The following is a 22,997-nucleotide window of genomic DNA, read 5'->3' on the forward strand; positions in this document are numbered from 1 at the left end:
TTCTATAAGAATTCAAAGACTTGAGAAAGGGGGATATCCATGCCACGCAAAGGTCCAGTTAGTAAGAGAGACGTATTGCCGGATCCGGTGTACAACAGCAAACTGGTTACACGCCTTATCAACCGCATCATGCTGGATGGTAAAAGAGGTGTTGCCCAAAGCATCCTTTACAATTCGTTCAACCTGATTCAAGAACGTACAGGTAAAGATCCTATGGAAGTGTTTGAAGCAGCTATCAAAAATATCATGCCAGTACTGGAAGTTAAAGCTCGCCGTGTCGGCGGTGCCAACTACCAGGTGCCGATTGAAGTAAAACCTGAAAGACGTACGTCTTTGGGATTACGTTGGCTCGTGAACTACTCCCGCAACCGCGGTGAGAAGACAATGGAAGAGCGTTTGGCGGCTGAGATCATCGACGCTTCCAACAACACAGGCGCTTCCGTTAAGAAACGCGAGGACACTCACAAAATGGCTGAAGCGAACAAAGCGTTTGCTCACTACCGCTGGTAGGATTCGGCTCAACAAATTACACTTCAATTTTGAAGGGAGACTATTTTCATGGCAAGAGAGTTCTCCTTGAAAAATACACGCAACATCGGGATCATGGCGCATATTGACGCTGGTAAAACGACCACCACAGAGCGGATCTTGTTCTACACAGGCCGTACGCACAAAATCGGTGAAGTTCACGAGGGTGCGGCTACAATGGACTGGATGGAGCAGGAACAGGAGCGCGGGATCACGATTACTTCCGCTGCGACGACCGCTTCGTGGAAAGGTCACCGCGTTAATATCATTGACACCCCAGGGCACGTTGACTTCACGGTTGAAGTTGAACGTTCCCTTCGTGTATTGGATGGGGCAGTAGGTGTTTTCAGTGCGAAAGAGGGCGTTGAGCCTCAGTCTGAAACCGTATGGAGACAGGCTGACCGCTACGGCGTTCCGCGGATCGCATATGTAAACAAAATGGATATTATCGGTGCCGACTATCTGAACGTCGTTAACGACATGCGCGATCGTCTGCAAGCGAACGCAGTAGCGATTCAATTGCCGATCGGTGCAGAGAACGACTTCGTGGGCATCATCGACCTGGTTGAGCAAAAAGCTCATATGTACAAAGATGACCTGGGTCAAAACATTGAGGTGGTCGACATTCCGGCCGAGTTCCAAGACAAAGTCGAAGAACTTCGCGCTGAACTGATCGAAAAAGTCGCAGAACTCGACGAAGACCTGACAATGAAGTATCTGGAAGGTGAAGAAATCACAGTTCCGGAACTGAAAGCAGCCCTCCGTAAAGGGGTTTGCGAAGTTAAGATCTTCCCGGTTATCTGCGGTTCCTCTTACCGCAACAAAGGGGTTCAGCTGATGCTGGACGCTGTTATCGATTATCTGCCAGCTCCAGTTGACGTACCATCGATTCAAGGTCACCTTGAAGACGGTACGGAAGTTGAGCGTCATTCTTCCGATGAAGAACCGTTCGCGGCTCTGGCATTCAAAATCATGACAGACCCTTATGTTGGTAAACTGACGTTCTTCCGCGTATACTCTGGTATCCTTCAATCCGGTTCTTACGTATTGAACGCTACCAAAGGCAAACGCGAACGTATCGGCCGTATCCTTCAGATGCACGCGAACAGCCGTCAAGAAATCAGCGAAGTTTACTCCGGTGACATCGCGGCTGCCGTAGGCTTGAAAGATACCGGTACGGGCGACACACTCTGCGACGAGAAAGCTCCGGTTATCCTGGAATCCATGAACTTCCCGGATCCGGTTATTGAAATCGCGGTTGAGCCTAAAACCAAAGCCGACCAAGATAAAATGGGCGTTGCTTTGGGCAAATTGACAGAAGAAGATCCTACGCTGCGTGCTCATACAGATGAAGAAACTGGCCAAACAATCTTGGCTGGTATGGGTGAGCTTCACCTCGACATCATCATTGACCGTATGCGTCGTGAATTCAAGGTAGAAACCAACGTGGGTAAACCACAGGTTGCATACCGTGAAACCTTCCGTCAAGCTGCACGCGTTGAGGGTAAATTCGTTCGTCAGTCCGGTGGTCGTGGTCAATACGGTCACGTCTGGGTTGAGTTCGAACCTCTCGAAGCAGGTACTGGCAGCCAGTTTGACAGCAAGATCGTCGGTGGCTCTGTACCAAGAGAATACATTCAGCCTGCACTGAATGGTATCGAAGAAGCCATGAAGAATGGTGTTCTTGCCGGCTTCCCGCTTGTAGACATCAAAGCTACAATCGTAGACGGTTCCTACCATGATGTCGACTCCAATGAGATGGCGTTTAAGATTGCCGGTTCCATGGCGCTTAAAGCGGCTAAAGACAAGTGTAAACCTGTCCTGCTCGAGCCAATCATGAAAGTCGAAGTTACGGTGCCTGAAGAATACATGGGCGACGTAATGGGTATGCTGAACTCCCGCCGCGGACGTATCGAAGGTATGGATAACCGTTCCGGCGCTCAGATCATCCGTGCGAAAGTGCCTCTTTCCGAAATGTTCGGATACTCGACGACACTTCGTTCCGGTACCCAAGGACGCGGCGTGTTCTCCATGGAACTCTCCCACTACGAAGAAGTTCCTAAGAACATTGCTGAAGAAATCGTTTCGAAGTCCAAAGGTTCTGAAGAGTAATTTCTGCTTTTGAGTTTTAAACCCTGACCGGTACGATTACATCCAGAACTGCTTGCATAAACACCGGTCAGTTCAAACATAAAACCTATATTCAATCCATTTAAGGAGGAATTGTTCAAATGGCAAAGGCTAAGTTTGAACGTACTAAACCGCACGTTAACATCGGTACTATCGGTCACGTCGACCATGGTAAAACAACTCTGACTGCTGCTATCACGACTGTATTGTCCAAAACTTACGGTGGTGCTGCAGTAGCATTCGATCAAATCGACAAAGCTCCAGAAGAGCGCGAACGCGGTATCACAATCTCCACTGCACACGTGGAATACGAAACACCTAACCGTCACTATGCACACGTTGACTGCCCAGGTCACGCCGACTATGTTAAAAACATGATCACTGGTGCTGCTCAAATGGACGGAGCGATCCTGGTTGTATCCGCAGCTGACGGCCCAATGCCGCAAACTCGCGAACACATCCTGCTCTCCCGTCAGGTAGGCGTACCTTACATCGTCGTATTCCTGAACAAATGCGACATGGTTGAAGACGCTGAACTTCTTGAACTGGTTGAAATGGAAGTTCGTGACCTGCTGAACGAATATGAGTTCCCAGGCGACGACACTCCAATCATCCAAGGTTCTGCTCGTGAAGCTCTGCAAAACCCAGAAGGCGAGTGGGCACAAAAAATCATCGAAATGTTCAACATCATCGATGAGTACATCCCTCTTCCAGAGCGCGACACTGACAAACCTTTCCTTATGCCAGTCGAGGACGTATTCTCCATCACTGGTCGTGGTACGGTTGCTACAGGCCGTGTAGAACGCGGAACTGTTAAAGTGGGCGACGAAGTTGAAATCGTTGGTATCGCTGAAGAAACTAAGAAATCCGTCGTTACGGGCGTTGAAATGTTCCGTAAATTGCTGGATTCCGCTCAAGCTGGTGACAACATCGGTGCCCTGCTTCGCGGTGTAGACCGTAACCAAATCGAGCGCGGTCAAGTACTTTGCAAACCAGCTTCCGTTAAACCGCATACTGAGTTCACTGCTCAAGTATACGTTTTGACTAAAGAAGAAGGTGGCCGTCATAAGCCTTTCTTCACTGGATACCGTCCACAGTTCTACTTCCGTACAACGGACGTAACTGGTGTGGTTAACCTTCCAGAAGGAACTGAAATGGTTATGCCTGGCGACAACATCACTGTATCCGTTCAACTGATCGCTCCAATCGCGATTGAAGAAGGAACGAAGTTCACGATCCGTGAAGGTGGACGTACAGTAGCTGCTGGTGCCATCGCAACAATCAGCAAATAATTAAAAGGCAAATTGCCTTCTATATAGCAACGATGTGCTGGAACGAGTAACGCTGTGTTGTAAACGCAAGAGATACAGAGGAATCCTCTCCTAGCGGGAGGATTCCTTTCTTTATATATAGGAAGAAAAGAACAACAACACCTTTTCATTAAAAGCTTGCATTATGCCCATTCTTTATATATAATAGTGAATGTTGTTCTGAGACGTTGCGATGATGTGAGAGGTTACTGACACACCCGGCCCCTTTGCCATGGAGCGGTGGGTTAGAAAATTTTCACGGAGTATGTCCGATACCAAATTGGGCGATAGAAGGAGGGACTAAAATGGCAAAGCAAAAAATTCGTATTCGTTTGAAAGCTTACGATCACAGAATTCTTGATCAATCCGCTGAGAAAATCGTTGAAACTGCAGAACGTTCGGGTGCTGGTGTATCTGGACCGATTCCGCTTCCAACTGAGAAACAAATCATTACTATTCTCCGTGCGGTACACAAGTATAAGGATTCTCGGGAGCAATTCGAAATGCGCACACACAAGCGTCTGATCGACATTGTTAACCCAACTCCACAAACTGTGGATGCTCTTATGCGCTTGGACCTGCCGTCCGGTGTAGATATCGAAATCAAATTGTAATTCGAAATGAATTAAGACGGGAAAAGAGGTGTCAACATGAAAGGTATCTTAGGAAAAAAACTCGGAATGACTCAAGTATTTACTCCAGAAGGTAATGTAATTCCTGTGACGGTTATCGAAGCAGGTCCTTGTGTTGTTCTGCAAAAGAAAGATCTTGAGAACGATGGCTACGAAGCTATTCAAATCGGTTTCGCCGATAAGAAGGAGAAGCGTGCAAACAAGCCAGAAGCAGGACATGCTAAAAAAGCTAACACTGCACCTAAGCGCTACGTTCGCGAAATTCGCGGTGTTGACCTCGGAGCTTTCGAGGTTGGCCAAGAACTGAAGGCGGATGTCTTCGCAGAAGGCGAATTTGTTGACGTAACCGGTACTTCCAAAGGTAAAGGCTTCCAAGGCGTTATCAAACGTTGGGGACAAAGCCGCGGACCAATGGCTCACGGCTCGCGTTACCATCGCAGACCGGGTTCCATGGGCTCGATCCAGGCTAACCGTGTTCCTAAAGGAAAACGTCTGCCAGGTCACATGGGTAATGCTACGGTAACTGTACAAAAACTTGAAGTTGTTAGAGTGGACGTTGAACGCAACGTATTGCTCGTTAAAGGTGCTATTCCTGGACCTAAAAACAGCTTCGTTAAAATTAACGAAACGGTGAAGAAATAATCACCTAAGGAAAGGAGGAACACATAATGCCAAAAGTAACCCTGTTTAATGTCAGCGGTAGCGAAGTAGGAGAATTGGAACTGAACGATGCGGTATTTGGCGTAGAGCCGAACGTACACGTGATGAACCAAGCGGTATTGCTGCAAAGAGCATCTTTGCGTCGTGGTACACACAAAGTGAAGGGCCGTTCTGAAGTACGCGGCGGCGGACGTAAGCCTTGGAAACAAAAAGGAACCGGCCGTGCTCGTCAAGGTTCGATCCGTTCACCACAATGGAAGGGCGGCGGTACTGTATTCGGTCCAACACCACGCAGCTACTCGTTCAAGCTTCCTAAGAAAGTTCGTCGTCTGGCTATTAAATCTGCATTGTCTTCCAAAGTGATCGCTAACAATCTGATCGTTCTGGACCAACTCGCTCTGAACACGCCTAAAACAAAGGAATTCGCAGCGATCCTGAACAATCTGAAAGTAGAACGTAAGGCTCTGATCGTGGCTCCTGGCTATGATGATAATGTGGCTCTTTCCGCACGGAATATTCCTGGCGTGAAATTTGTTGCAGCAGACGGCATTAATGTTCTTGACGTACTTCTGTACGACAAACTGATCATTACGAAAGAAGCAGTTCAGAAGGTAGAGGAGGTGCTCGCGTAATGAAAGATCCTCGTGATATTATCAAACGTCCGGTGATCACTGAACGTACGGCTGAATACATGGGCGACTTGAAGTATGCCTTTGAAGTGGATATCCGTGCGAACAAGACCGAGATCAAACAAGCTGTTGAATCGATCTTTAAAGTGAAAGTAACGAATGTAAATACAATGCGCGTCCCTGCTAAGCCGAAACGCTATGGCCGCTACAACGGTTATACAACCGAGTGGAAAAAAGCCATCGTAACGCTGAGCAAAGACAGCAAAGCGCTCGAGTTTTTTGAATCTGTAGAGTAAGGAGGAAATCACGTGCCTATTAAAAAGTATAAGCCGACATCCCCGGCTAGACGTAACATGTCCGTGTCTACTTTTGAAGAGATCACGACAAATCAGCCGGAGAAATCGTTGCTTGCACCGCTCAGCAAAACAGCTGGCCGCAACAACCAAGGTAAAATTACGGTTCGTCACCACGGCGGCGGACACAAGCGTAAATACCGCATCATCGACTTCAAACGTACGAAAGACGGCATACCAGGTACCGTTGCTACGATCGAGTATGACCCGAACCGTACTTCCAATATTGCTCTGATCCACTATGCAGACGGAGAGAAGCGTTACATCATCGCTCCTAAAGGTCTGAAAGTGGGAGACAAGATTGAATCCGGTCCAAACGCCGACATCAAAATCGGTAACGCACTTCCAATGGAGAACATTCCGGTAGGTACTGTTATCCACAACATCGAACTGCAGCCTGGCAAAGGCGGACAATTGGTTCGCGCAGCCGGTACCGAAGCTCAGCTTCTTGGTAAAGAAGATAAATACGTATCCGTACGTTTGTCTTCGGGCGAAGTTCGCAGACTGCTCAAAGTTTGCCGTGCTACAATCGGTTCCGTTGGTAACGAAGACCACGAGCTGATCAAAATCGGTAAAGCTGGCCGCAGCCGCTGGCTCGGACAACGTCCTGAAGTTCGCGGGGTAGTAATGAACCCTAACGATCACCCTCACGGTGGTGGTGAAGGCCGCGCTCCAATCGGACGTAAATCGCCAATGTCTCCATGGGGCAAACCAACCCTTGGTTACAAAACGCGTAAAAAAGGCAAAGCTTCTGACAAATATATCGTTCGCCGCCGCACAAAATAATGCACGCTGTGCATAACTTTGTGAAGTGCCGAAAGTAACGAGAAGATTGGATGAAGGGAGGATTTTATAGATGAGTCGCAGTTTGAAAAAAGGGCCTTTCATTGACGGGTACCTGCTGAAAAAAGTAGAAGTGATGAACGAATCGAACAAGAAGGCGGTTATCAAAACTTGGTCCCGTCGCTCTACGATTTTCCCACAATTTATCGGTCACACGTTCGGTGTATACGACGGACGCAAGCACGTTCCGGTATACGTAACGGAAGACATGGTAGGACACAAGTTGGGTGAATTCGCTCCAACACGTACCTACAAGGGTCATACGGACGATGACAAGAAAACAAGAAGATAATTTCGAAGCTCTTTGTTTGAGAGGAGGTAAAACAAATGGAAGCAAAAGCACATGCCAGATCTATTCGGATTGCTCCTCGTAAAGTCAAGCTCGTTGTTGACTTGATCCGCGGTAAGCAAGTTGGTGAGGCCATCGCCATTCTCCGCCACACTCCGAAATCGGCTTCCCTGGTTGTGGAGAAGCTGCTGAACTCAGCGATCGCCAATGCTGAGCATAACTACTCGATGGATATTAACAATTTGGTTGTGAGCCAGGTTTTCGTTAACCAAGGCCCAACAATGAAGAGATTCCGTCCACGCGCCATGGGTCGTGCGAGCCGGATCAATAAACGCACCAGCCACATTACTTTGGTGGTATCTGAAAAATAAGGAGGGATAACGTGTGGGCCAAAAGGTAAATCCAGTCGGACTCCGTATCGGGATCATCCGTGATTGGGAATCGAAATGGTATGCTGGCAAAGATTTCGGTAATCTTTTGCTGGAAGATGTCAAAATCCGTGAATACCTGAAAAATAAATTGAAGGATTCTGCTGTTTCTCGCATCGAGATCGAGAGAGCGGCAAATCGTGTGAACGTCACTATCCACACTGCGAAACCAGGCATGGTTATCGGTAAAGGTGGTTCCGAAGTTGAAGTACTTCGCAGCCAAGTTACGAAAATTGCAGGCGGTAAAAAAGTTCACATCAACATCTCTGAAATTAAGCAAGCTGACCTGGACGCAGTCCTGGTTGCAGAAAGCATTGCTCAGCAATTGGAACGCCGCGTTTCTTTCCGTCGTGCATTGAAACAAGCGATCCAAAGAACGATGCGTGCTGGCGCTAAAGGAATCAAAACTCAAGTGGGCGGACGTCTTGGCGGCGCCGAGATCGCTCGTTCGGAAGGCTACAGTGAAGGAACTGTTCCACTTCATACGCTTCGTGCTGACATCGACTACGGTACGGCTGAGGCACATACAACTTATGGCCGTCTCGGCGTAAAAGTATGGATCTATCGTGGAGAGGTTCTTCCTACGGCTAAGAAACAAGCTGCTCAGGAAGGAGGCAACTAATCATGTTGGTACCAAAACGTGTAAAACACCGCAAGCAACAACGCGGTCACATGAAGGGTATGGCTAAAGGCGGAACTGAACTGAACTTCGGTGAATTCGGTTTGCAAGCTCTGGAGCCAACTTGGATCACGAACCGTCAGATCGAAGCAGCGCGTATTGCGATGACTCGTTACATCAAACGTGGCGGTAAAGTATGGATTAAGATTTTCCCTGACAAGCCGATCACTCAAAAACCTCTTGAGGTTCGTATGGGTAGCGGTAAAGGTAACGTTGAGAAATGGGTCGCAGTTGTCAAACCAGGCAAGATTATGTTTGAACTTGGAGGCGTGTCTGAGGAAATCGCTCGCGAAGCGATGCGTCTCGCCGCTCACAAGCTGCCGATCAAAACGAAGTTTGTGAAACGTGAAGAATTGGGTGGTGAAGCAAATGAAAGCTAATGATCTGCGTAACTTGACCACTGCAGAAATCGAGCAAAAGATTGCGGGCTTTAAAGAGGAACTCTTTAACCTCCGTTTTCAATTGGCTACCGGACAGCTTGATAACCCAACTCGGATCCGTGATGTACGCAAGGAAATAGCTCGTGCTAAAACCGTCATCCGTGAAAGAGAACTTGGGATTAGTTAATAGATCACAGCCGTGCTCGTCTGTAATCAGGAAGGAGGCTAACTATGAGCGAAGAACGCAATGCTCGTAAAGTGCAAATCGGTAAAGTTGTCAGTGACAAAATGGATAAAACCATTGTTGTAGCCGTTGAAACTTACAAAAAGCATGATCTCTACCACAAGCGCATTAAATACACGAAGAAATTTAAAGCGCATGATGAGAACAACACAGCACAAATCGGAGATACCGTTAAAATCATGGAAACTCGTCCACTCTCTAAAGACAAACGTTGGAGACTGGTAGAAGTCGTTGAAAAAGCGGTTATCATCTAAAGATAGAGTTAGTTTTTCCGAAAGGAGGAAATTTCAATGATTCAACCATTTACACGTCTTCAAGTAGCTGACAACTCTGGTGCGAAGGAACTGATGTGTATCCGCGTGCTGGGTGGTACGGGACGTCGTACAGCAGCCATCGGTGATTTGATCGTTTGCTCCGTCAAACAAGCAACACCAGGCGGCGTTGTCAAAAAAGGTGATGTTGTTAAAGCTGTTGTGGTTCGTACGAAACGTTCTGTACGCCGCAAAGACGGATCTTACATCTCTTTTGACGAAAACGCAGCGGTTGTTGTTAAAGAAGACAAAAGCCCGCGCGGAACTCGTATTTTCGGACCAGTGGCTCGCGAACTTCGCGACAAAGATTTCATGAAAATCGTTTCCTTGGCACCGGAAGTAATCTAATAGCTGATTCCCGGACAGTGAGCTGTTACGGGATCCCGATAAATCGCTGACATGCAGTCATAGGAGGTGTAACAAAATGCCGAAAGTGAAAAAGGTTCTGGAATCGCACAGCAACAAACTGCACGTGAAGAAAGAAGATACGGTTATGGTTATCAGCGGTAAAGACAAAGGAAAAAAAGGCCGTGTCATCGCAGCGTATCCTCGTGAAAACCGTGTGCTTGTCGAAGGCGTGAACATGGTGAAGAAACACCAAAAGCCGAACCAATCCAACCCTCAAGGCGGAATCATCGAGCAGGAAGCACCGATCCATGTATCCAACGTGATGCATATCGATCCGAAGAGCGGCAAAGTAACCCGTATCGGTTACAAAACGCTGGATAACGGTAAAAAGGTCCGTGTTGCGAAGAAGTCCGGAGAGGTTATCGACTAATCGAATCGTTAAGAAAGGAGGTTCATAATTCATGGCAGCAAGAATGAAAGAACGTTTTTTGAATGAAGTTACTCCTGCTTTGATGCAGAAGTTCAGTTATTCTACGGTAATGCAGGTACCTAAAATCGAGAAGGTTGTCATCAACATGGGTGTGGGTGATGCCGTATCCAACTCGAAAGTACTGGATGCCGCAGTTAATGATATGCAGCTGATTGCTGGTCAAAAGCCGGTAATTACTCGTGCTAAAAAATCCATCGCCGGATTCAAACTGCGTGAGAATATGCCGATCGGTGTGAAGGTAACACTGCGCGGAGAGCGTATGTACTACTTCCTGGACAAATTGTTCAACGTTACCCTTCCACGTGTCCGTGACTTCCACGGCGTGTCTACCAAAGCATTTGATGGACGCGGCAACTACACGCTTGGCCTCAAGGAACAGCTGATCTTCCCTGAGATCGAGTATGATAAAGTTGATAAAGTCCGTGGTATGGATATCGTTATCGTAACGACGGCTAAAACTGACGAAGAGTCCCGCGAGCTGCTCGCTCAATTGGGAATGCCTTTTGCGAAGTAATTCGCAAATCCATTTCTCCGAAAATTTTTAGGAGGTGTCAGGCTAAGTGGCAAAAACTTCGATGAAAGTAAAACAACAACGTACGCCTAAGTATAAAGTGCGTGCTTATACACGCTGCGAACGTTGCGGTCGTCCACATTCGGTACTGCAAAAGTTCAAAATTTGCAGAATTTGTTTCCGTGAATTAGCTTATAAAGGCCAGATCCCTGGCGTGAAAAAAGCAAGCTGGTAAGAAGTTTACAATCGGGAAGGAGGTTCACACAAAATGACTATGTCTGATCCAATTGCAGATATGCTGACTCGTATTCGTAACGCCAACACTGTGCGTCACGAAACGGTTGAAATGCCTGCTTCGACGATGAAAAAACAAATCGCTGACATTTTGAAGCGTGAAGGTTTCATCCGTGATGCAGAATATATCGATGACAACAAACAAGGGATTATCCGTGTTTTCCTGAAATACGGTGCCAACAATGAACGCGTCATCTCCGGTTTGAAGAGAATCAGTAAACCAGGTCTGCGCGTGTACACGAAGAGCAACGAAATTCCTCGTGTCCTCGGCGGTTTGGGTATTGCGATTATCTCCACATCCAAGGGAGTTATGACCGACAAAGAAGCTCGTCAATCCAAAGCTGGCGGAGAAGTTGTCTGCTACGTTTGGTAATACACGTCACAGAACAAGGAGGTGCAACACATGTCCCGTATTGGTCGCAAACCAATCGCAGTACCAAGCGGTGTGGATATCACACTGAACAATTCCGTTATTACGGTTAAAGGACCGAAAGGATCTTTGACTCGTGAACTTCATAAAGACATGAAGGTAACGGTAGAAAACAACGAAATCGTCGTTGAGCGCCCATCCGACAACAAAGCGCATCGTTCGCTTCACGGCACGACCCGCAGCGTTGTCAACAATATGGTGAGCGGAGTAACTGAAGGCTTTTCGAAATCTCTGGAGTTGGTTGGGGTCGGATATCGTGCAAGCAAGTCTGGAGATAAGATCGTCCTGAACGTTGGTTACTCTCATCCGGTAGAAATCACTCCAGAACCAGGTATCGAGTTCGAAGTGCCTGCAAATACGAAAATCATCGTTCGCGGTATCGATAAAGAGCGCGTAGGTGCATACGCTGCTAAAATCCGTTCCGTTCGCGAGCCTGAGCCTTACAAAGGTAAAGGGATTAAGTATGAAGGTGAGCGCATTATCCGTAAGGAAGGTAAAGCAGGTAAGAAGAAATAAGCAGTTATTTCTTAAGCCTTCTTTACCCCGTGCGTCTTAAAGTGAAGCTGTCATGGCAAAACTGAAAGGAGTGAAAGGGAAGACATGATTACAAAAGAGGATAAGAACAAAGCTCGTCTCAAACGTCATCTGCGTGTACGCAAGAAGATCCAAGGTACTGCTGAACGCCCACGTTTGAACGTATTCCGTTCTTCTAAACATATCTACGCTCAACTGATCGACGACGTAGCTGGCGTAACCATCGTTTCTGCGTCTACAGTTGATAAAGAGCTTAGCGGTTCCGTGAAGAACGGCGGCAGCGTTGAGGCTGCTCGTCAAGTCGGCGAACTCGTTGCTAAGCGTGCAAAAGAAAAAGGTCATACTTCGATCGTATTCGACCGCGGAGGATACCTGTACCATGGACGGATTCAAGCTCTGGCTGACGCAGCTCGCGAAGCAGGCTTGGAATTCTAAGAATTTCTAAAAAGGAGGTAAACGACTTGCGTGTAGATCCTAACACTTTGGAACTGACTGAAAGAGTGGTTAATATTAACCGCGTTGCTAAAGTAGTAAAAGGCGGACGCCGTTTCAGCTTCAGCGCGCTGGTAGTTGTCGGTGACGGCAAAGGCTGGGTTGGTGCTGGTATCGGTAAAGCAGGCGAAGTTCCTGACGCCATCCGCAAAGGCATCGAAGATGCTAAGAAAAATCTGATTCACGTTCCTCTCGTTGGAACAACAATTCCTCACCTGGTCACTGGCCACTTTGGTGCTGGACGCGTTCTTTTGAAACCAGCGTCTGAAGGTACTGGAGTTATCGCTGGCGGTCCTGTACGTGCTGTACTGGAGCTGGCAGGTGTAGGTGACATCTTGACAAAATCTTTGGGTTCTTCGAACTCCATGAACATGGTCAACGCGACTTTGGAAGGCTTGTCCCGTCTGAAGCGTGCTGAAGATGTAGCCAAATTGCGTGGCAAATCTGTCGAAGAGCTGCTCGGTTAAGGAGGGAATGTCATGGCTAAACTTCAAATTACCCTCGTCCGCAGTTTGATCGGCCGTCCTGAAACTCAGCGTACGACTGTAAAAACTCTCGGCTTGCGTAAATTAAATTCGACGGTGGTTCATAACGACAATCCTGCAATTCGCGGAATGATCAACAAAGTGAGCCACTTGGTATCTGTTACTGAAATTGAAGGTTAATCTTGCAACAAGATTAACCTAGAAATATTAAGGAGGTGCAACGAACGATGAAGTTACACGAACTTTCCTCAGCTGCTGGATCCCGCAAAGAACGCAAACGTGTTGGCCGTGGTACAAGTAGCGGTACTGGTAAAACATCTGGCCGTGGTCACAAAGGTCAAAACGCTCGTTCTGGCGGCGGTGTGCGTCCTGGCTTCGAAGGTGGGCAAAACCCATTGTATCGTCGTCTGCCGAAACGTGGATTTGTAAATCCTACGCGGAAAGAGTATGCGATCGTGAACATCGAGGAACTGAACAGCTTTGCAGAGGGTACTGAAGTAACTCCTGAGTTTTTGGTGGAAAGCGGCGTCGTGAAAAACACGAAGAGCGGCATCAAAATTCTTGGTAATGGCGAAGTAACCGTAAAATTGACTGTAAAAGCAAACAAGTTCTCTCAATCTGCGGTAGAGAAAATCGAGGCTGCCGGCGGTAAAACCGAGGTGATCTAATGTTTAAGACCCTGAAGAATATATGGCGGGTTGAGGACCTACGCAAGAGAATCTTGTTCACCTTGTTTATACTGATCATTTACCGTATCGGTTCATTCGTTCCTGTTCCAGGCGTTGATAAAACGGTCCTGGAGCAAACGAATCAGCAAGGTAGCGAGTTGTTTGGTCTCTTAAACACGTTCTCGGGAGGAGCGCTTCATCAGTTCTCCATCTTTGCCCTCGGGATCGTGCCGTATATTACCTCGTCCATCATCGTGCAGTTGTTGTCGATGGATGTCGTCCCGAAACTTGCCGAATGGGCTAAACAAGGCGAGCACGGGAAGAAGAAATCGGCGCAATTGACACGCTATGGTACGATAGTATTGGGCCTGATTCAGTCGTTTGCGATGGCCATCGGTTTTAACCGGTTGTACGGTACGCAAATGATTCCTAACGCCACCTTCGTGGATTACCTGCTCATTGCGATCGTATTGACTGCAGGTACAGCTTTCCTGATGTGGCTTGGTGAACAAATTACTGAAAAAGGAATCGGTAATGGTATTTCCATTCTGATTTTTGCAGGGATTGTCGCTAACATCCCGATGTATATCCGTTCAACAGCGAGTTCCAACTTTATTCAAGATGGTCAGGTATTTATGAATACACTCAAGACGATCATCATACTTATTGTGATCGTGGCGATTATTGCGGGTGTCATTTACATCCAGCAAGCGATTCGTAAAATTCCTGTGCAGTACGCAAAACGTGTGGTAGGCAACAAAATGTACGGTGGACAGAATACGCATATTCCGCTCAAGATCAATGCTGCGGGCGTTATTCCGGTTATCTTCGCTGTCTCCTTGCTGCAGTTCCCTACGATTATTGCGAGCTTCTGGTCAACTCATGCTTGGGCCCAATGGATCCAAACAAACTTGAGATATGACTACCCTCTTGGTATGGTACTGTATGTTCTGATGATCATTGGTTTCACTTTCTTCTACACGTTCGTGCAGATGAATCCAAACCAAATGGCTGATAACATGAAGAAAAACGGTGGCTACATTCCTGGTATTCGTCCTGGTAAAGCGACTGAGAAGTACCTGACCCGCGTAATGTCCCGGTTAACAATGACCGGTGCCATCTTCCTGGCCGCTATTTCTCTGCTTCCGATCGGTTTCGGTACGCTTGCCGGTCTGCCGAACTCGGTGAAAATCGGGGGAACTTCACTGCTCATCGTCATCGGTGTGGCATTGGATACAATGAAGACCATCGAAAGTCAATTGATTAAGCGCCATTACAAAGGCTTTATCAATAAATAGTAATAGGTCCCGGTGAAGTCCATTGAACTTCCCGGTGCTTATTGCGTTGTTTCTTGTAACGGTAGTGTTTGGAGGGAGAGAGAAACGTGAACATACTATTCATGGGCCCTCCTGGGGCAGGTAAGGGAACACAGGCAGAAGTCATTGTCAATGAATTCGGCATTCCCCATATTTCGACAGGCGATGCATTTCGTTTGGCGATTAAACAGGGAACTCCCATCGGGAAGAAAGCCAAAGAATACATGGATCAAGGACTCCTGGTACCGGATGATGTAACGATCGGCATTGTTGAAGAACGTCTGCAGCAGTCCGATTGCGAAAAAGGTTTTTTATTGGACGGCTTTCCAAGAACCCTTTCGCAAGCGGAAGCGCTGGATGAAATTCTTAGCAGACTGAACACGAAGCTTGATCATGTCATCAACCTGAAAGTTGACCGCGACAAGCTGATGGCGCGCCTTACGGGACGCCGGATCTGCAAGAACTGCGGCGCAACTTATCATGTGATTTTCAACCCGCCAAAACAGGAAGGTGTATGTGATAAATGCGGAGGCGAACTGTATCAGCGCTCGGATGACAACGAAGAGAGCGTAGGTACCCGCCTGGACGAATATATCAACAAAACAGCACCGCTCCTTACGTTTTATGAGAACAAAGGTCTTTTGCGTCAGATCGATGGGGATCAGGAAATCGGTACGGTATCCGATGAAATCGTATCGGTACTGCGAGGTTAATTGTAATGATCATTTGTAAGTCCGAAACGGAACTTGGCTTTATGAGGGAGGCCGGACGGATCGTTGCGGAAACGCATCGCCTTATGGCCAAACACATCGAGCCGGGGATCACTACCGGAGAACTTGATCGGATTGCAGACCACTACATTCGCAGTCAACATGCGCTGCCGTCTTTTAAAGGCTACAATGGTTTTCCTGCCAGCATTTGCGCTTCAGTCAATGATCAATTGGTGCACGGATTTCCCGGCAAACGCAAATTAAACGAAGGCGACATTATTACGCTAGACATCGGTGCGCAGTACCGTGGTTACCATGGAGACTCCGCTTGGACCTATCCTGTAGGGAGCATTTCGGAGGAAGCCCAGCGTCTGCTGGACGTCACCGAAAGGTCTTTATATGCAGGCTTAGAGCTTGTCAAACCTGATGTGCGCCTGTTTACGATCTCGCATGCCATTCAACGCGTGATTGAAGATGCCGGCTTCTCGGTTGTCCGGGAGTATGTCGGGCACGGTGTTGGGGCAGAACTGCATGAAGAACCACAAATTCCGAACTTTGGCACGCCGGACCGAGGGCCTCGGCTTAAACCCGGCATGGTGTTGGCGATCGAACCGATGGTCAATGCCGGATCAAGGTATGTTAAGACGCTGGAAGACAACTGGACGGTCGTTACGGTTGACGGCTCCCTGTGTGCCCATTTCGAGCATACGGTGGCTGTGACGCCGGACGGCATGGAGATTTTCACAAAACTGGATGTGTAGGTGATCGTTCTTGAGCAATCAAAGCAGCCCGCAAATCGGTCAAATTGTGAAGATCCTGAAAGGCAAGGATGCCGGACAGCTCGCCGTGGTCGTATCCATAGCTGACAGCAGATTTGTGTATATAGCTGACGGGGACAAACGAAAGTTTGACCAGTGCAAGAAGAAGAATCTATTGCATCTGGAACCCCAAAAGTTTATCAGCAGTGAGGTTGTTAACAGTTTAAAAGAAAGCGGTCGGGTCACAAACGGAAAGCTGCGTTATGCAGTGATGAAGTTTATGAAGTCCACCGAATCCCAAGCTGAAGAGAAAGGAGACTGACTGTGGCCAAAGAAGATGTTATTGAAGTGGAAGGCACGGTTCTTGAACCATTGCCGAATGCAACGTTCAAGGTCGAACTGGAGAACGGTCATCAGATTCTTGCCCATGTTTCCGGTAAGCTGCGGATGCACTTTATCCGTATTCTGACAGGCGACAAAGTGGTCGTTCAGTTATCGCCTTATGATCTAACCAAAGGTCGTATAACTTATCGTAAATAGCAATTCCGTTTCCTTTAGGGGAAACGTTCAGGATGTTAAACATCCCGTTTGCAGCAATTAACGTAGTGAACATTTTATCCGGACCTGGTCCGGTTGACTCCGAGTCATCCTACGAAGAGAGTTTTGCTTGGCAAAACTTTAGGGAGGTAATGAACATGAAGGTAAGACCTTCTGTAAAGCCTATGTGCGAAAAATGCAAAGTCATTCGTCGCAAAGGTACTGTAATGGTTATCTGTGAAAATCCGAAGCACAAACAAAAACAAGGTTAAGAGAAGGGGGTGTAGCGTAAAATGGCTCGTATAGCTGGTGTGGATTTGCCACGTGACAAACGCGTTGAGATCGCCTTGACTTATATTTTCGGAATCGGTAAAACGACTTCCCAGAAAATTCTGAGCGAAACAGGCATCAATCCGGACACTCGTGTTCGTGATTTGACGGAAGATGAAGTCAGCAAATTGCGTGAAACGATCGACAAAGGAGTTAAGGTTGAAGGTGACCTGCGTCGTGAAATTTCCTTAAATATTAAGCGTCTCGTTGAAATCGGATGCTATCGTGGTGTGCGTCATCGCCGCGGTCTGCCGGTTCGTGGACAACGTACTAAAACCAATGCTCGTACACGGAAAGGCCCTCGTCGTACTGTAGCGAACAAGAAGAAATAATAAGGGGGGATAAAAGACAATGGCTAAACCGAAAAAAGTCGTACGTACTAAACGTCGTGACCGTAAAAATATTGAATCTGGCGTGGCTCATATCCGTTCCACGTTCAACAATACGATCGTAACGATCACGGATCCTCATGGTAACGCAATTTCTTGGGCAAGCTCCGGCGGCCTCGGATTCAAAGGTTCCCGTAAATCCACTCCGTTTGCTGCGCAAATGGCTGCTGAAACAGCTGCCAAAGCTGCAATGGAACATGGTATGAAGGCAGTTGAGGTTATGGTTAAAGGTCCAGGTGCAGGCCGTGAAGCAGCGATCCGTTCTTTGCAAGCTGCTGGTCTGGAAGTCAACCTGATCAAAGACGTAACTCCAATTCCTCACAACGGTTGCCGCCCGCCAAAACGTCGTCGTGTCTAATTGATAGTCAACCTGGGAATGTGGTATAAAACCGGCACAATCTGCTAATAATGGTTGTTTAGGCATACTACATGGATACACTTGAACAAGGTGACAGTTTCATATAGGAGCGACGTTTGAAGGAGGGGTACTTGCGTGATTGAAATCGAAAAGCCGAAAATTGAGACCGTAGACGTCAGTGAAGACGGAGCCTATGGAAAATTTGTGGTAGAGCCGCTGGAACGAGGATATGGAACGACTCTGGGGAATTCACTTCGCCGGATTCTGCTCTCCTCGCTGCCTGGCGCGGCCGTTACATCTGTTCAGATTGACGGTGTGCTTCATGAATTCTCAACGGTTCCGGGCGTCATGGAAGACGTAACGGAAATTATTCTGAACCTGAAGGCTCTTTCCCTGAAAATTCATTCGGACGAAGAGAAAGTGTTCGAAATCGATGCTGAGGGCGAAGGAGTCGTGACGGCAGGAGACATCCGGGCGGACAGCGATGTGGAAATTCTTAATCCGGACCTGCATATTGCTACACTGGGTCCTGGATCGAGACTCCATATGCGTATTTTTGCTAACCGCGGTCGTGGCTATGTCCAAGCAGATAAGAATAAACGTGATGATCAACCCATTGGCGTCATCCCGGTCGATTCTATCTATACCCCGATTAGCCGCGTGAATTACGGCGTGGAGAATACGCGGGTTGGTCAAGTGACCAACTACGACAAATTGACGCTTGAAGTATGGACTGATGGCAGCATCAGACCAGAAGAGGCGGTTAGCCTCGGCGCCAAAATTTTGACCGAGCATTTGATGCTGTTCGTGGGTCTCACGGACGAAGCGAAAGATGCGGAGATCATGGTCGAAAAAGAGGAAGACAAAAAAGAAAAAGTGCTTGAGATGACAATCGAAGAGCTGGATCTCTCCGTACGTTCTTACAACTGTCTCAAACGTGCCGGTATCAATACGGTGCAAGAGCTGACCACGAAAACCGAAGAAGATATGATGAAAGTCCGCAACCTGGGCCGCAAATCTTTGGAGGAAGTTCAAGAGAAGCTCGAAGAGCTCGGTTTGGGACTCCGTACAGAAGAATAGCATCTTAGGATTGTTAGCGAAGGAGGGGAAAACATGGCATACCAAAAGTTGGGCCGCGATTCCAGCGCACGTAAAGCTTTGTTCCGTGACCTGGTAACCGACCTGTTCTTATACGAGCGTATCCAAACGACAGAAGCGAAAGCGAAAGAAGTTCGCACGATCGCTGAAAAGCTGATCACGAAAGCAAAGAAGGGTGATCTTCATGCCCGTCGCCAAGTGGCAGCATTCGTTCGTCGTGAAACGGTAGATGGGGAGCAAGACGCAATCCAAAAACTGTTCAGCGAGCTGGCTACACGTTACGCTGAGCGTCCAGGCGGATATACACGTATCCTGAAGCTCGGACCTCGTCGCGGTGATTCCGCGCCTATGGTTTATTTGGAACTGGTTGACCGCGCGTAAACTGATGAGGATGAGGAAAGGGTGGAAGGAATCCATGATTCTGATCAAACCCTTTTTTTCACTTCTAGGGACGTGTCTAAGGAGCTCCTGAAGGGAGCTTCTTTTTCTGAAAAGAAGCAGCCGGTTCATCCGAGCCAGAATACAGGAACGGCTCCGCCGTGATATCGCGGTGGGGCCGTTTTTGTGTAAAAACGTACGAATGGATAGGATTCCCCGTTCATCGGGAAACCATGCGGTATCGGATTCAGGAGGTTTAAGAAATGCGCAACCTATGCATGAAGGTCAGTTATGACGGTACAGATTACTGCGGGTTCCAGACCCAGCCGGACGGCAGCACGGTCCAGGATGCCCTGGAGAAGGCGATCAAGCTGCTGACAGGGGAAGAGGTCAAGATCCATGCTTCCGGGCGAACAGACGCCGGTGTGCATGCTCGCGGCCAGGTGTTTAACTTCATCACCTCTTCCGATATTCCCGTCGAGCGCTGGTGCATCGCCCTCAACTCGAGGCTGCCCCAAGACATTATCGTCTGGGAGGCGGCGGAAGTTCCGCTGGAGTTCCACTCCAGAAGGTCGGCCAAACGGAAGACGTACCGGTATACCATCAATGCCAACAAGTTTCCGGATCTGTTCCAGAGACGAACCCAATTCCATCACCCCGTCAAGCTGGACATTGCGGCAATGGCGGAAGGATTGAAGCATCTGATCGGGACTCATGACTTTACTTCCTTTGCTTCGCGCCATTCTACGAAGCCTTCCCATATCCGGACACTGTATGAGGCCGAGCTCGTGGTAGATGATTCTATGTGCCGTCCAGGGACTCGGGATCAGGGGCTAATTCATATCTACGTCACAGGGAGCGGCTTTCTTCAGCATATGGTCCGCATTATCGTGGGGACGCTGCTGGAGATCGGGAAAGGCCGCAAGAAGCCCGGAGATATGCCGGCTATCCTCGAAGCCAAAGACCGGTCCAAAGCGGGGCCTACAGCCGTCGCCAAGGGACTGATTTTATGGAATGTCGAGTATGAAGCAGCTGATGAAAATAATTTAAAATCAGCTTGCGATTTGCCTGGGTTTACTGTAGAATAAAAGTTGTGTTTTCTTAATGGCTTTCCCACAGCCCCAGTTAAGAGATTCACATTCCTAACATGAAAATTAACTTTTTAACAATGACAATTGAACGAAGATAAATGATTTTCGGACGAAACCAAGGAGGAACTATTCATGCGTACGACCTATATGGCCAAGCCAAATGAAGTAGAGCGCAAATGGCACATCATTGATGCCGAAGGCAAAACGCTCGGACGTCTGGCGAGCGAAACTGCGGCCCTGATCCGCGGTAAACATAAGCCTCAATTCACCCCTCATGTTGACACAGGTGACTTCGTTGTCATCATCAACGCTGAGAAGGTTCACCTGACAGGCAAGAAGCTTCAGAACAAGAAATACTACCGTCACTCCCTGCATCCAGGTGGTTTGAAAGTGACAAACGCTCAGGATCTGCTGAACAGCAAGCCAGAACGTGTATTGGAATCCGCTGTTCACGGTATGCTTCCTAAAACTCGCATGGGCGAGAAAATGAAGCTGAGACTGAAAGTATACGCAGGTACTGAACATCCGCATGCAGCACAAAACCCAGAAGTTTACGAACTTCGCGGCTAATTAAAAGGAGGACAGTTTCATGGCACAAGTACAATACTATGGGACAGGTCGTCGTAAACATTCGGTAGCTCGTGTTCGCCTTGTACCGGGTGAAGGACGCATTGTCATCAATAAACGTGATATCAACGAATACTTCGGTTTGGAAACCCTCAAACTGATCGTAAAACAACCACTGACTTTGACTGAAACGCTGGGACAATACGACGTGCTCGTTATTGCCAACGGCGGCGGCATTTCCGGCCAAGCCGGAGCCATTCGCCACGGGATCTCCCGCGCTCTGCTGAAAGCAGATCCGGAATACCGTCCAGCTCTGAAAAAAGCAGGCTTCCTGACTCGTGACCCACGGATGAAAGAACGTAAAAAATACGGTCTCAAAGCCGCTCGTCGCGCACCACAGTTCTCGAAACGTTAATATTTACTTTTATGTACAAATCGCCCTGGCCATTACTGGTCTAGGGCGATTTTTTGTTGTCTTTACGTGTGGATGCACAATCCCGCTACGCCTAAAGTACTCTCAGCTGTTTTATTGGCTCAGCACGTTTATCGCGTCGTCCAAATTATGAATATCCCCCACGGCCGACTTGTGTAATACCTCATTGTGACAGGTTGCGCATTCCACGTGAATGTTGCAGTAGTCCAGGCCATCATCATTTTTCCCGTCCGTCCACCATACATTGAACTGATTGGACAGCTGGCTGCAGGTCTCGCAAAACAGCGGCCCGCTCACATTTTTCAGTTGATGCGAAGATACGATCACCAAGAACACCCTTCCCAATAATCTAGTGTATATAGCCCAATGTTGCTGTGGCCCGATGCCCTCTGTACACAGCGGCGTATACAGCTTGTCAGCCCCAAATCCCTTTACCGGATTAGTATGTCATCCCCAAAAGTACGTTTATGCATAGGGGAATGCGAAGAAATTGGCATATGGACCCCTAATTCAAAATCTTTATTCCAAAATGATAAAAAATACGGCGAAAAGGAATTGACAACCAGCAGTTTTACTTTATACTTGTGATTAATCATATTATTTCAGTAGGGATTATAGTGAATTAGAAACGATACTTTTATTCAGAATGGAGGCATCTGGTATGAATTTGCTCGAAAAAGAACAATGGATCCAGAAACAAGCCGAAGAAATGGAACATGCTACGGCTGAAGAATTGATCCGACTTGCGGTGGAGACATTCCCGAACATTACGTTTGCCTGCAGCTTTGGTGCTGAAGACGTCGTGCTCGTTGATATTTTGCAAAAGGTAAGCCCATCGACCGACATCTTTTACCTCGATACCGATTTCCACTTTAAAGAAACATACGAAACCCGGGACCGCCTGGCCGCCAAATATGGCATTGAGTTCGTAAGAGTATCGCCGAAGCTGACACCCGAAGAGCAGGCGGCTGCCCATGGCGAAGAGCTGTGGAAATCCGATCCTAACGCATGCTGCAACATCCGTAAGGTAGAGCCTTTGACCCGGATCTTGTCCCAGTACGACGCTTGGATTACCGGCATCCGCCGCGATCAGGCGCCTACCCGGGCTAACGCCAAGAAGGTGGAATACGATAACAAATTCGGACTTGTTAAATTCAATCCGCTGGCTGACTGGACTTCCGACGACGTATGGCACTACATTCGTGAAAACCAGGTATTCTACAACCCGCTTCACGATATGAACTTCCCAAGTATCGGATGCGAGCACTGCACGCGTGCAGTTGCCCCTGGAGAAGATCCTCGTGCAGGACGCTGGGCAAACAGTGACAAAATCGAATGCGGACTTCATAAGTAATAAATAACGG

The 22,997-nt window shown here is 47.9% G+C and carries 39 protein-coding genes; 38 read left to right on the forward strand and 1 reads right to left on the reverse strand.

All coding sequences use genetic code 11. The features are described from left to right. Nucleotides 1-39 precede the first annotated feature (39 nt). From rpsG to rpsI, 37 genes are all read left to right on the forward strand, one after another. On the forward strand, nt 40-510 hold the full coding sequence (gene rpsG, locus C7820_RS32325) for a 30S ribosomal protein S7 (RefSeq protein WP_076176732.1): 471 nt from the start codon (nt 40-42) through the stop codon (nt 508-510). A 48-nt stretch (nt 511-558) separates the two neighbouring features. Next, nucleotides 559-2,640, forward strand: a complete 2,082-nt coding sequence (gene fusA / locus C7820_RS32330; protein ID WP_116234492.1) for an elongation factor G — start codon at nt 559-561, stop codon at nt 2,638-2,640. A gap of 119 nt (nt 2,641-2,759) precedes the next feature. Beyond that, a complete protein-coding gene (tuf, locus tag C7820_RS32335; protein WP_116234493.1) occupies nt 2,760-3,950 on the forward strand; it encodes an elongation factor Tu in 1,191 nt (396 codons plus the stop codon). A 323-nt stretch (nt 3,951-4,273) separates the two neighbouring features. Then, on the forward strand, nt 4,274-4,582 hold the full coding sequence (gene rpsJ / locus C7820_RS32340) for a 30S ribosomal protein S10 (protein ID WP_116234494.1): 309 nt from the start codon (nt 4,274-4,276) through the stop codon (nt 4,580-4,582). A gap of 36 nt (nt 4,583-4,618) precedes the next feature. Then, nucleotides 4,619-5,242, forward strand: coding sequence for a 50S ribosomal protein L3 (gene rplC, locus C7820_RS32345; RefSeq protein ID WP_076176735.1), 624 nt, complete (start codon nt 4,619-4,621; stop codon nt 5,240-5,242). 26 nt (nt 5,243-5,268) lie between these two features. Beyond that, on the forward strand, nt 5,269-5,892 hold the full coding sequence (rplD, locus tag C7820_RS32350; RefSeq protein ID WP_076176736.1) for a 50S ribosomal protein L4: 624 nt from the start codon (nt 5,269-5,271) through the stop codon (nt 5,890-5,892). Further along, entirely contained in the window at nt 5,892-6,185 is a 294-nt protein-coding gene (gene rplW / locus C7820_RS32355; RefSeq protein WP_076176737.1) for a 50S ribosomal protein L23, read from the forward strand. Before rplD ends, rplW begins: the two co-directional genes overlap by 1 nt. Nucleotides 6,186-6,197: 12 nt before the next feature. After that, complete coding sequence (gene rplB / locus C7820_RS32360) at nt 6,198-7,028, forward strand: 50S ribosomal protein L2 (protein WP_076176738.1); 831 nt, start codon at nt 6,198-6,200, stop codon at nt 7,026-7,028. Between the two features lie 70 nt (nt 7,029-7,098). After that, nucleotides 7,099-7,377 (forward strand): 30S ribosomal protein S19, encoded by a 279-nt coding sequence (gene rpsS / locus C7820_RS32365; RefSeq protein ID WP_076176739.1) that lies wholly within the window; start codon nt 7,099-7,101, stop codon nt 7,375-7,377. Between the two features lie 35 nt (nt 7,378-7,412). Next, nucleotides 7,413-7,745, forward strand: coding sequence for a 50S ribosomal protein L22 (rplV, locus tag C7820_RS32370; protein WP_076176740.1), 333 nt, complete (start codon nt 7,413-7,415; stop codon nt 7,743-7,745). Between the two features lie 13 nt (nt 7,746-7,758). Continuing rightward, complete coding sequence (rpsC, locus tag C7820_RS32375; protein WP_076176741.1) at nt 7,759-8,424, forward strand: 30S ribosomal protein S3; 666 nt, start codon at nt 7,759-7,761, stop codon at nt 8,422-8,424. A 2-nt stretch (nt 8,425-8,426) separates the two neighbouring features. Then, a complete protein-coding gene (gene rplP, locus C7820_RS32380) occupies nt 8,427-8,861 on the forward strand; it encodes a 50S ribosomal protein L16 (protein ID WP_076176742.1) in 435 nt (144 codons plus the stop codon). Next, nucleotides 8,851-9,048: a 50S ribosomal protein L29 gene (gene rpmC, locus C7820_RS32385; RefSeq protein ID WP_076176743.1), complete on the forward strand. Its 198-nt coding sequence runs from the start codon at nt 8,851-8,853 to the stop codon at nt 9,046-9,048. Before rplP ends, rpmC begins: the two co-directional genes overlap by 11 nt. Before the next feature lie 44 nt (nt 9,049-9,092). Further along, nucleotides 9,093-9,359, forward strand: coding sequence for a 30S ribosomal protein S17 (gene rpsQ, locus C7820_RS32390; RefSeq protein WP_025336666.1), 267 nt, complete (start codon nt 9,093-9,095; stop codon nt 9,357-9,359). Between the two features lie 36 nt (nt 9,360-9,395). Beyond that, nucleotides 9,396-9,764, forward strand: coding sequence for a 50S ribosomal protein L14 (rplN, locus tag C7820_RS32395; RefSeq protein ID WP_076176744.1), 369 nt, complete (start codon nt 9,396-9,398; stop codon nt 9,762-9,764). 76 nt (nt 9,765-9,840) lie between these two features. Next, a complete protein-coding gene (rplX, locus tag C7820_RS32400; RefSeq protein WP_076176745.1) occupies nt 9,841-10,194 on the forward strand; it encodes a 50S ribosomal protein L24 in 354 nt (117 codons plus the stop codon). Between the two features lie 31 nt (nt 10,195-10,225). Further along, nucleotides 10,226-10,768 (forward strand): 50S ribosomal protein L5, encoded by a 543-nt coding sequence (gene rplE / locus C7820_RS32405; RefSeq protein WP_076176746.1) that lies wholly within the window; start codon nt 10,226-10,228, stop codon nt 10,766-10,768. A gap of 46 nt (nt 10,769-10,814) precedes the next feature. Continuing rightward, nucleotides 10,815-11,000: a type Z 30S ribosomal protein S14 gene (locus C7820_RS32410; RefSeq protein ID WP_074961883.1), complete on the forward strand. Its 186-nt coding sequence runs from the start codon at nt 10,815-10,817 to the stop codon at nt 10,998-11,000. A gap of 33 nt (nt 11,001-11,033) precedes the next feature. Then, complete coding sequence (gene rpsH, locus C7820_RS32415; RefSeq protein WP_076176747.1) at nt 11,034-11,432, forward strand: 30S ribosomal protein S8; 399 nt, start codon at nt 11,034-11,036, stop codon at nt 11,430-11,432. Between the two features lie 30 nt (nt 11,433-11,462). After that, on the forward strand, nt 11,463-12,005 hold the full coding sequence (gene rplF / locus C7820_RS32420; RefSeq protein ID WP_076176748.1) for a 50S ribosomal protein L6: 543 nt from the start codon (nt 11,463-11,465) through the stop codon (nt 12,003-12,005). 84 nt (nt 12,006-12,089) lie between these two features. Beyond that, on the forward strand, nt 12,090-12,458 hold the full coding sequence (gene rplR / locus C7820_RS32425) for a 50S ribosomal protein L18 (RefSeq protein WP_076176749.1): 369 nt from the start codon (nt 12,090-12,092) through the stop codon (nt 12,456-12,458). Between the two features lie 26 nt (nt 12,459-12,484). Further along, nucleotides 12,485-12,982: a 30S ribosomal protein S5 gene (gene rpsE, locus C7820_RS32430; RefSeq protein ID WP_094600165.1), complete on the forward strand. Its 498-nt coding sequence runs from the start codon at nt 12,485-12,487 to the stop codon at nt 12,980-12,982. Nucleotides 12,983-12,994: 12 nt separating this feature from the next. Continuing rightward, nucleotides 12,995-13,180, forward strand: a complete 186-nt coding sequence (gene rpmD, locus C7820_RS32435) for a 50S ribosomal protein L30 (protein WP_076176751.1) — start codon at nt 12,995-12,997, stop codon at nt 13,178-13,180. 47 nt (nt 13,181-13,227) lie between these two features. Further along, a complete protein-coding gene (gene rplO / locus C7820_RS32440) occupies nt 13,228-13,668 on the forward strand; it encodes a 50S ribosomal protein L15 (protein ID WP_076176752.1) in 441 nt (146 codons plus the stop codon). Next, nucleotides 13,668-14,966 carry a preprotein translocase subunit SecY gene (secY, locus tag C7820_RS32445; RefSeq protein WP_116234495.1) on the forward strand — a complete coding sequence of 433 codons (1,299 nt, stop codon included), beginning with the start codon at nt 13,668-13,670 and terminating at the stop codon, nt 14,964-14,966. Before rplO ends, secY begins: the two co-directional genes overlap by 1 nt. An 86-nt stretch (nt 14,967-15,052) precedes the next feature. Beyond that, nucleotides 15,053-15,697 (forward strand): adenylate kinase, encoded by a 645-nt coding sequence (locus tag C7820_RS32450; protein WP_076176754.1) that lies wholly within the window; start codon nt 15,053-15,055, stop codon nt 15,695-15,697. A 5-nt stretch (nt 15,698-15,702) separates the two neighbouring features. Further along, nucleotides 15,703-16,455: a type I methionyl aminopeptidase gene (gene map, locus C7820_RS32455; protein ID WP_094600163.1), complete on the forward strand. Its 753-nt coding sequence runs from the start codon at nt 15,703-15,705 to the stop codon at nt 16,453-16,455. 10 nt (nt 16,456-16,465) lie between these two features. Next, nucleotides 16,466-16,774, forward strand: coding sequence for a KOW domain-containing RNA-binding protein (locus C7820_RS32460; protein WP_116234496.1), 309 nt, complete (start codon nt 16,466-16,468; stop codon nt 16,772-16,774). 2 nt (nt 16,775-16,776) lie between these two features. Further along, nucleotides 16,777-16,992, forward strand: coding sequence for a translation initiation factor IF-1 (infA, locus tag C7820_RS32465; RefSeq protein WP_017692098.1), 216 nt, complete (start codon nt 16,777-16,779; stop codon nt 16,990-16,992). Between the two features lie 155 nt (nt 16,993-17,147). After that, nucleotides 17,148-17,261, forward strand: coding sequence for a 50S ribosomal protein L36 (gene rpmJ, locus C7820_RS32470; protein ID WP_026688601.1), 114 nt, complete (start codon nt 17,148-17,150; stop codon nt 17,259-17,261). Nucleotides 17,262-17,282: 21 nt separating this feature from the next. Beyond that, on the forward strand, nt 17,283-17,651 hold the full coding sequence (gene rpsM, locus C7820_RS32475; protein ID WP_076176757.1) for a 30S ribosomal protein S13: 369 nt from the start codon (nt 17,283-17,285) through the stop codon (nt 17,649-17,651). 19 nt (nt 17,652-17,670) lie between these two features. Next, entirely contained in the window at nt 17,671-18,066 is a 396-nt protein-coding gene (gene rpsK, locus C7820_RS32480; protein WP_009589209.1) for a 30S ribosomal protein S11, read from the forward strand. A gap of 135 nt (nt 18,067-18,201) precedes the next feature. Then, nucleotides 18,202-19,146 (forward strand): DNA-directed RNA polymerase subunit alpha, encoded by a 945-nt coding sequence (locus tag C7820_RS32485; RefSeq protein WP_076176758.1) that lies wholly within the window; start codon nt 18,202-18,204, stop codon nt 19,144-19,146. A gap of 33 nt (nt 19,147-19,179) precedes the next feature. Then, nucleotides 19,180-19,545, forward strand: coding sequence for a 50S ribosomal protein L17 (rplQ, locus tag C7820_RS32490; protein WP_076176759.1), 366 nt, complete (start codon nt 19,180-19,182; stop codon nt 19,543-19,545). Between the two features lie 260 nt (nt 19,546-19,805). After that, the gene (truA, locus tag C7820_RS32495; protein WP_116234497.1) at nt 19,806-20,630 is read left to right on the forward strand and encodes a tRNA pseudouridine(38-40) synthase TruA; all 825 of its coding nucleotides are present in this window, start codon (nt 19,806-19,808) and stop codon (nt 20,628-20,630) included. A 135-nt stretch (nt 20,631-20,765) separates the two neighbouring features. After that, nucleotides 20,766-21,203 (forward strand): 50S ribosomal protein L13, encoded by a 438-nt coding sequence (gene rplM, locus C7820_RS32500; protein WP_089549798.1) that lies wholly within the window; start codon nt 20,766-20,768, stop codon nt 21,201-21,203. Between the two features lie 19 nt (nt 21,204-21,222). Beyond that, the gene (rpsI, locus tag C7820_RS32505; RefSeq protein WP_076176762.1) at nt 21,223-21,615 is read left to right on the forward strand and encodes a 30S ribosomal protein S9; all 393 of its coding nucleotides are present in this window, start codon (nt 21,223-21,225) and stop codon (nt 21,613-21,615) included. A 111-nt stretch (nt 21,616-21,726) separates the two neighbouring features. Here the strand turns inward: rpsI and C7820_RS32510 are convergent, their stop codons facing one another. Then, entirely contained in the window at nt 21,727-21,963 is a 237-nt protein-coding gene (locus tag C7820_RS32510; protein ID WP_116234498.1) for a hypothetical protein, read from the reverse strand. Between the two features lie 331 nt (nt 21,964-22,294). Here C7820_RS32510 and C7820_RS32515 point away from each other — a divergent pair, with 331 nt between their 5' ends. Beyond that, entirely contained in the window at nt 22,295-22,987 is a 693-nt protein-coding gene (locus tag C7820_RS32515; RefSeq protein WP_116234499.1) for a phosphoadenylyl-sulfate reductase, read from the forward strand. The last annotated feature ends 10 nt before the right edge of the window (nt 22,988-22,997 follow it).

It is taken from the genome of Paenibacillus sp. VMFN-D1, assembly GCF_003386155.1.
GTDB lineage: Bacteria > Bacillota > Bacilli > Paenibacillales > Paenibacillaceae > Paenibacillus_AQ > Paenibacillus_AQ favisporus.

Coding starts and splice junctions, on each gene's coding strand:
- rpsG (WP_076176732.1), top strand. CDS start 40: ATGCCACGCAAAGGTCCAGTTAGTAAGAGAGACGTATTGCCGGATCCG.
- fusA (WP_116234492.1), top strand. CDS start 559: ATGGCAAGAGAGTTCTCCTTGAAAAATACACGCAACATCGGGATCATG.
- tuf (WP_116234493.1), top strand. CDS start 2,760: ATGGCAAAGGCTAAGTTTGAACGTACTAAACCGCACGTTAACATCGGT.
- rpsJ (WP_116234494.1), top strand. CDS start 4,274: ATGGCAAAGCAAAAAATTCGTATTCGTTTGAAAGCTTACGATCACAGA.
- rplC (WP_076176735.1), top strand. CDS start 4,619: ATGAAAGGTATCTTAGGAAAAAAACTCGGAATGACTCAAGTATTTACT.
- rplD (WP_076176736.1), top strand. CDS start 5,269: ATGCCAAAAGTAACCCTGTTTAATGTCAGCGGTAGCGAAGTAGGAGAA.
- rplW (WP_076176737.1), top strand. CDS start 5,892: ATGAAAGATCCTCGTGATATTATCAAACGTCCGGTGATCACTGAACGT.
- rpsS (WP_076176739.1), top strand. CDS start 7,099: ATGAGTCGCAGTTTGAAAAAAGGGCCTTTCATTGACGGGTACCTGCTG.
- rplV (WP_076176740.1), top strand. CDS start 7,413: ATGGAAGCAAAAGCACATGCCAGATCTATTCGGATTGCTCCTCGTAAA.
- rplP (WP_076176742.1), top strand. CDS start 8,427: ATGTTGGTACCAAAACGTGTAAAACACCGCAAGCAACAACGCGGTCAC.
- rpmC (WP_076176743.1), top strand. CDS start 8,851: ATGAAAGCTAATGATCTGCGTAACTTGACCACTGCAGAAATCGAGCAA.
- rpsQ (WP_025336666.1), top strand. CDS start 9,093: ATGAGCGAAGAACGCAATGCTCGTAAAGTGCAAATCGGTAAAGTTGTC.
- rplN (WP_076176744.1), top strand. CDS start 9,396: ATGATTCAACCATTTACACGTCTTCAAGTAGCTGACAACTCTGGTGCG.
- rplX (WP_076176745.1), top strand. CDS start 9,841: ATGCCGAAAGTGAAAAAGGTTCTGGAATCGCACAGCAACAAACTGCAC.
- rplE (WP_076176746.1), top strand. CDS start 10,226: ATGGCAGCAAGAATGAAAGAACGTTTTTTGAATGAAGTTACTCCTGCT.
- rpsH (WP_076176747.1), top strand. CDS start 11,034: ATGACTATGTCTGATCCAATTGCAGATATGCTGACTCGTATTCGTAAC.
- rplF (WP_076176748.1), top strand. CDS start 11,463: ATGTCCCGTATTGGTCGCAAACCAATCGCAGTACCAAGCGGTGTGGAT.
- rplR (WP_076176749.1), top strand. CDS start 12,090: ATGATTACAAAAGAGGATAAGAACAAAGCTCGTCTCAAACGTCATCTG.
- rpmD (WP_076176751.1), top strand. CDS start 12,995: ATGGCTAAACTTCAAATTACCCTCGTCCGCAGTTTGATCGGCCGTCCT.
- rplO (WP_076176752.1), top strand. CDS start 13,228: ATGAAGTTACACGAACTTTCCTCAGCTGCTGGATCCCGCAAAGAACGC.
- secY (WP_116234495.1), top strand. CDS start 13,668: ATGTTTAAGACCCTGAAGAATATATGGCGGGTTGAGGACCTACGCAAG.
- map (WP_094600163.1), top strand. CDS start 15,703: ATGATCATTTGTAAGTCCGAAACGGAACTTGGCTTTATGAGGGAGGCC.
- rpmJ (WP_026688601.1), top strand. CDS start 17,148: ATGAAGGTAAGACCTTCTGTAAAGCCTATGTGCGAAAAATGCAAAGTC.
- rpsM (WP_076176757.1), top strand. CDS start 17,283: ATGGCTCGTATAGCTGGTGTGGATTTGCCACGTGACAAACGCGTTGAG.
- rpsK (WP_009589209.1), top strand. CDS start 17,671: ATGGCTAAACCGAAAAAAGTCGTACGTACTAAACGTCGTGACCGTAAA.
- rplQ (WP_076176759.1), top strand. CDS start 19,180: ATGGCATACCAAAAGTTGGGCCGCGATTCCAGCGCACGTAAAGCTTTG.
- truA (WP_116234497.1), top strand. CDS start 19,806: ATGCGCAACCTATGCATGAAGGTCAGTTATGACGGTACAGATTACTGC.
- rplM (WP_089549798.1), top strand. CDS start 20,766: ATGCGTACGACCTATATGGCCAAGCCAAATGAAGTAGAGCGCAAATGG.
- rpsI (WP_076176762.1), top strand. CDS start 21,223: ATGGCACAAGTACAATACTATGGGACAGGTCGTCGTAAACATTCGGTA.
- C7820_RS32515 (WP_116234499.1), top strand. CDS start 22,295: ATGAATTTGCTCGAAAAAGAACAATGGATCCAGAAACAAGCCGAAGAA.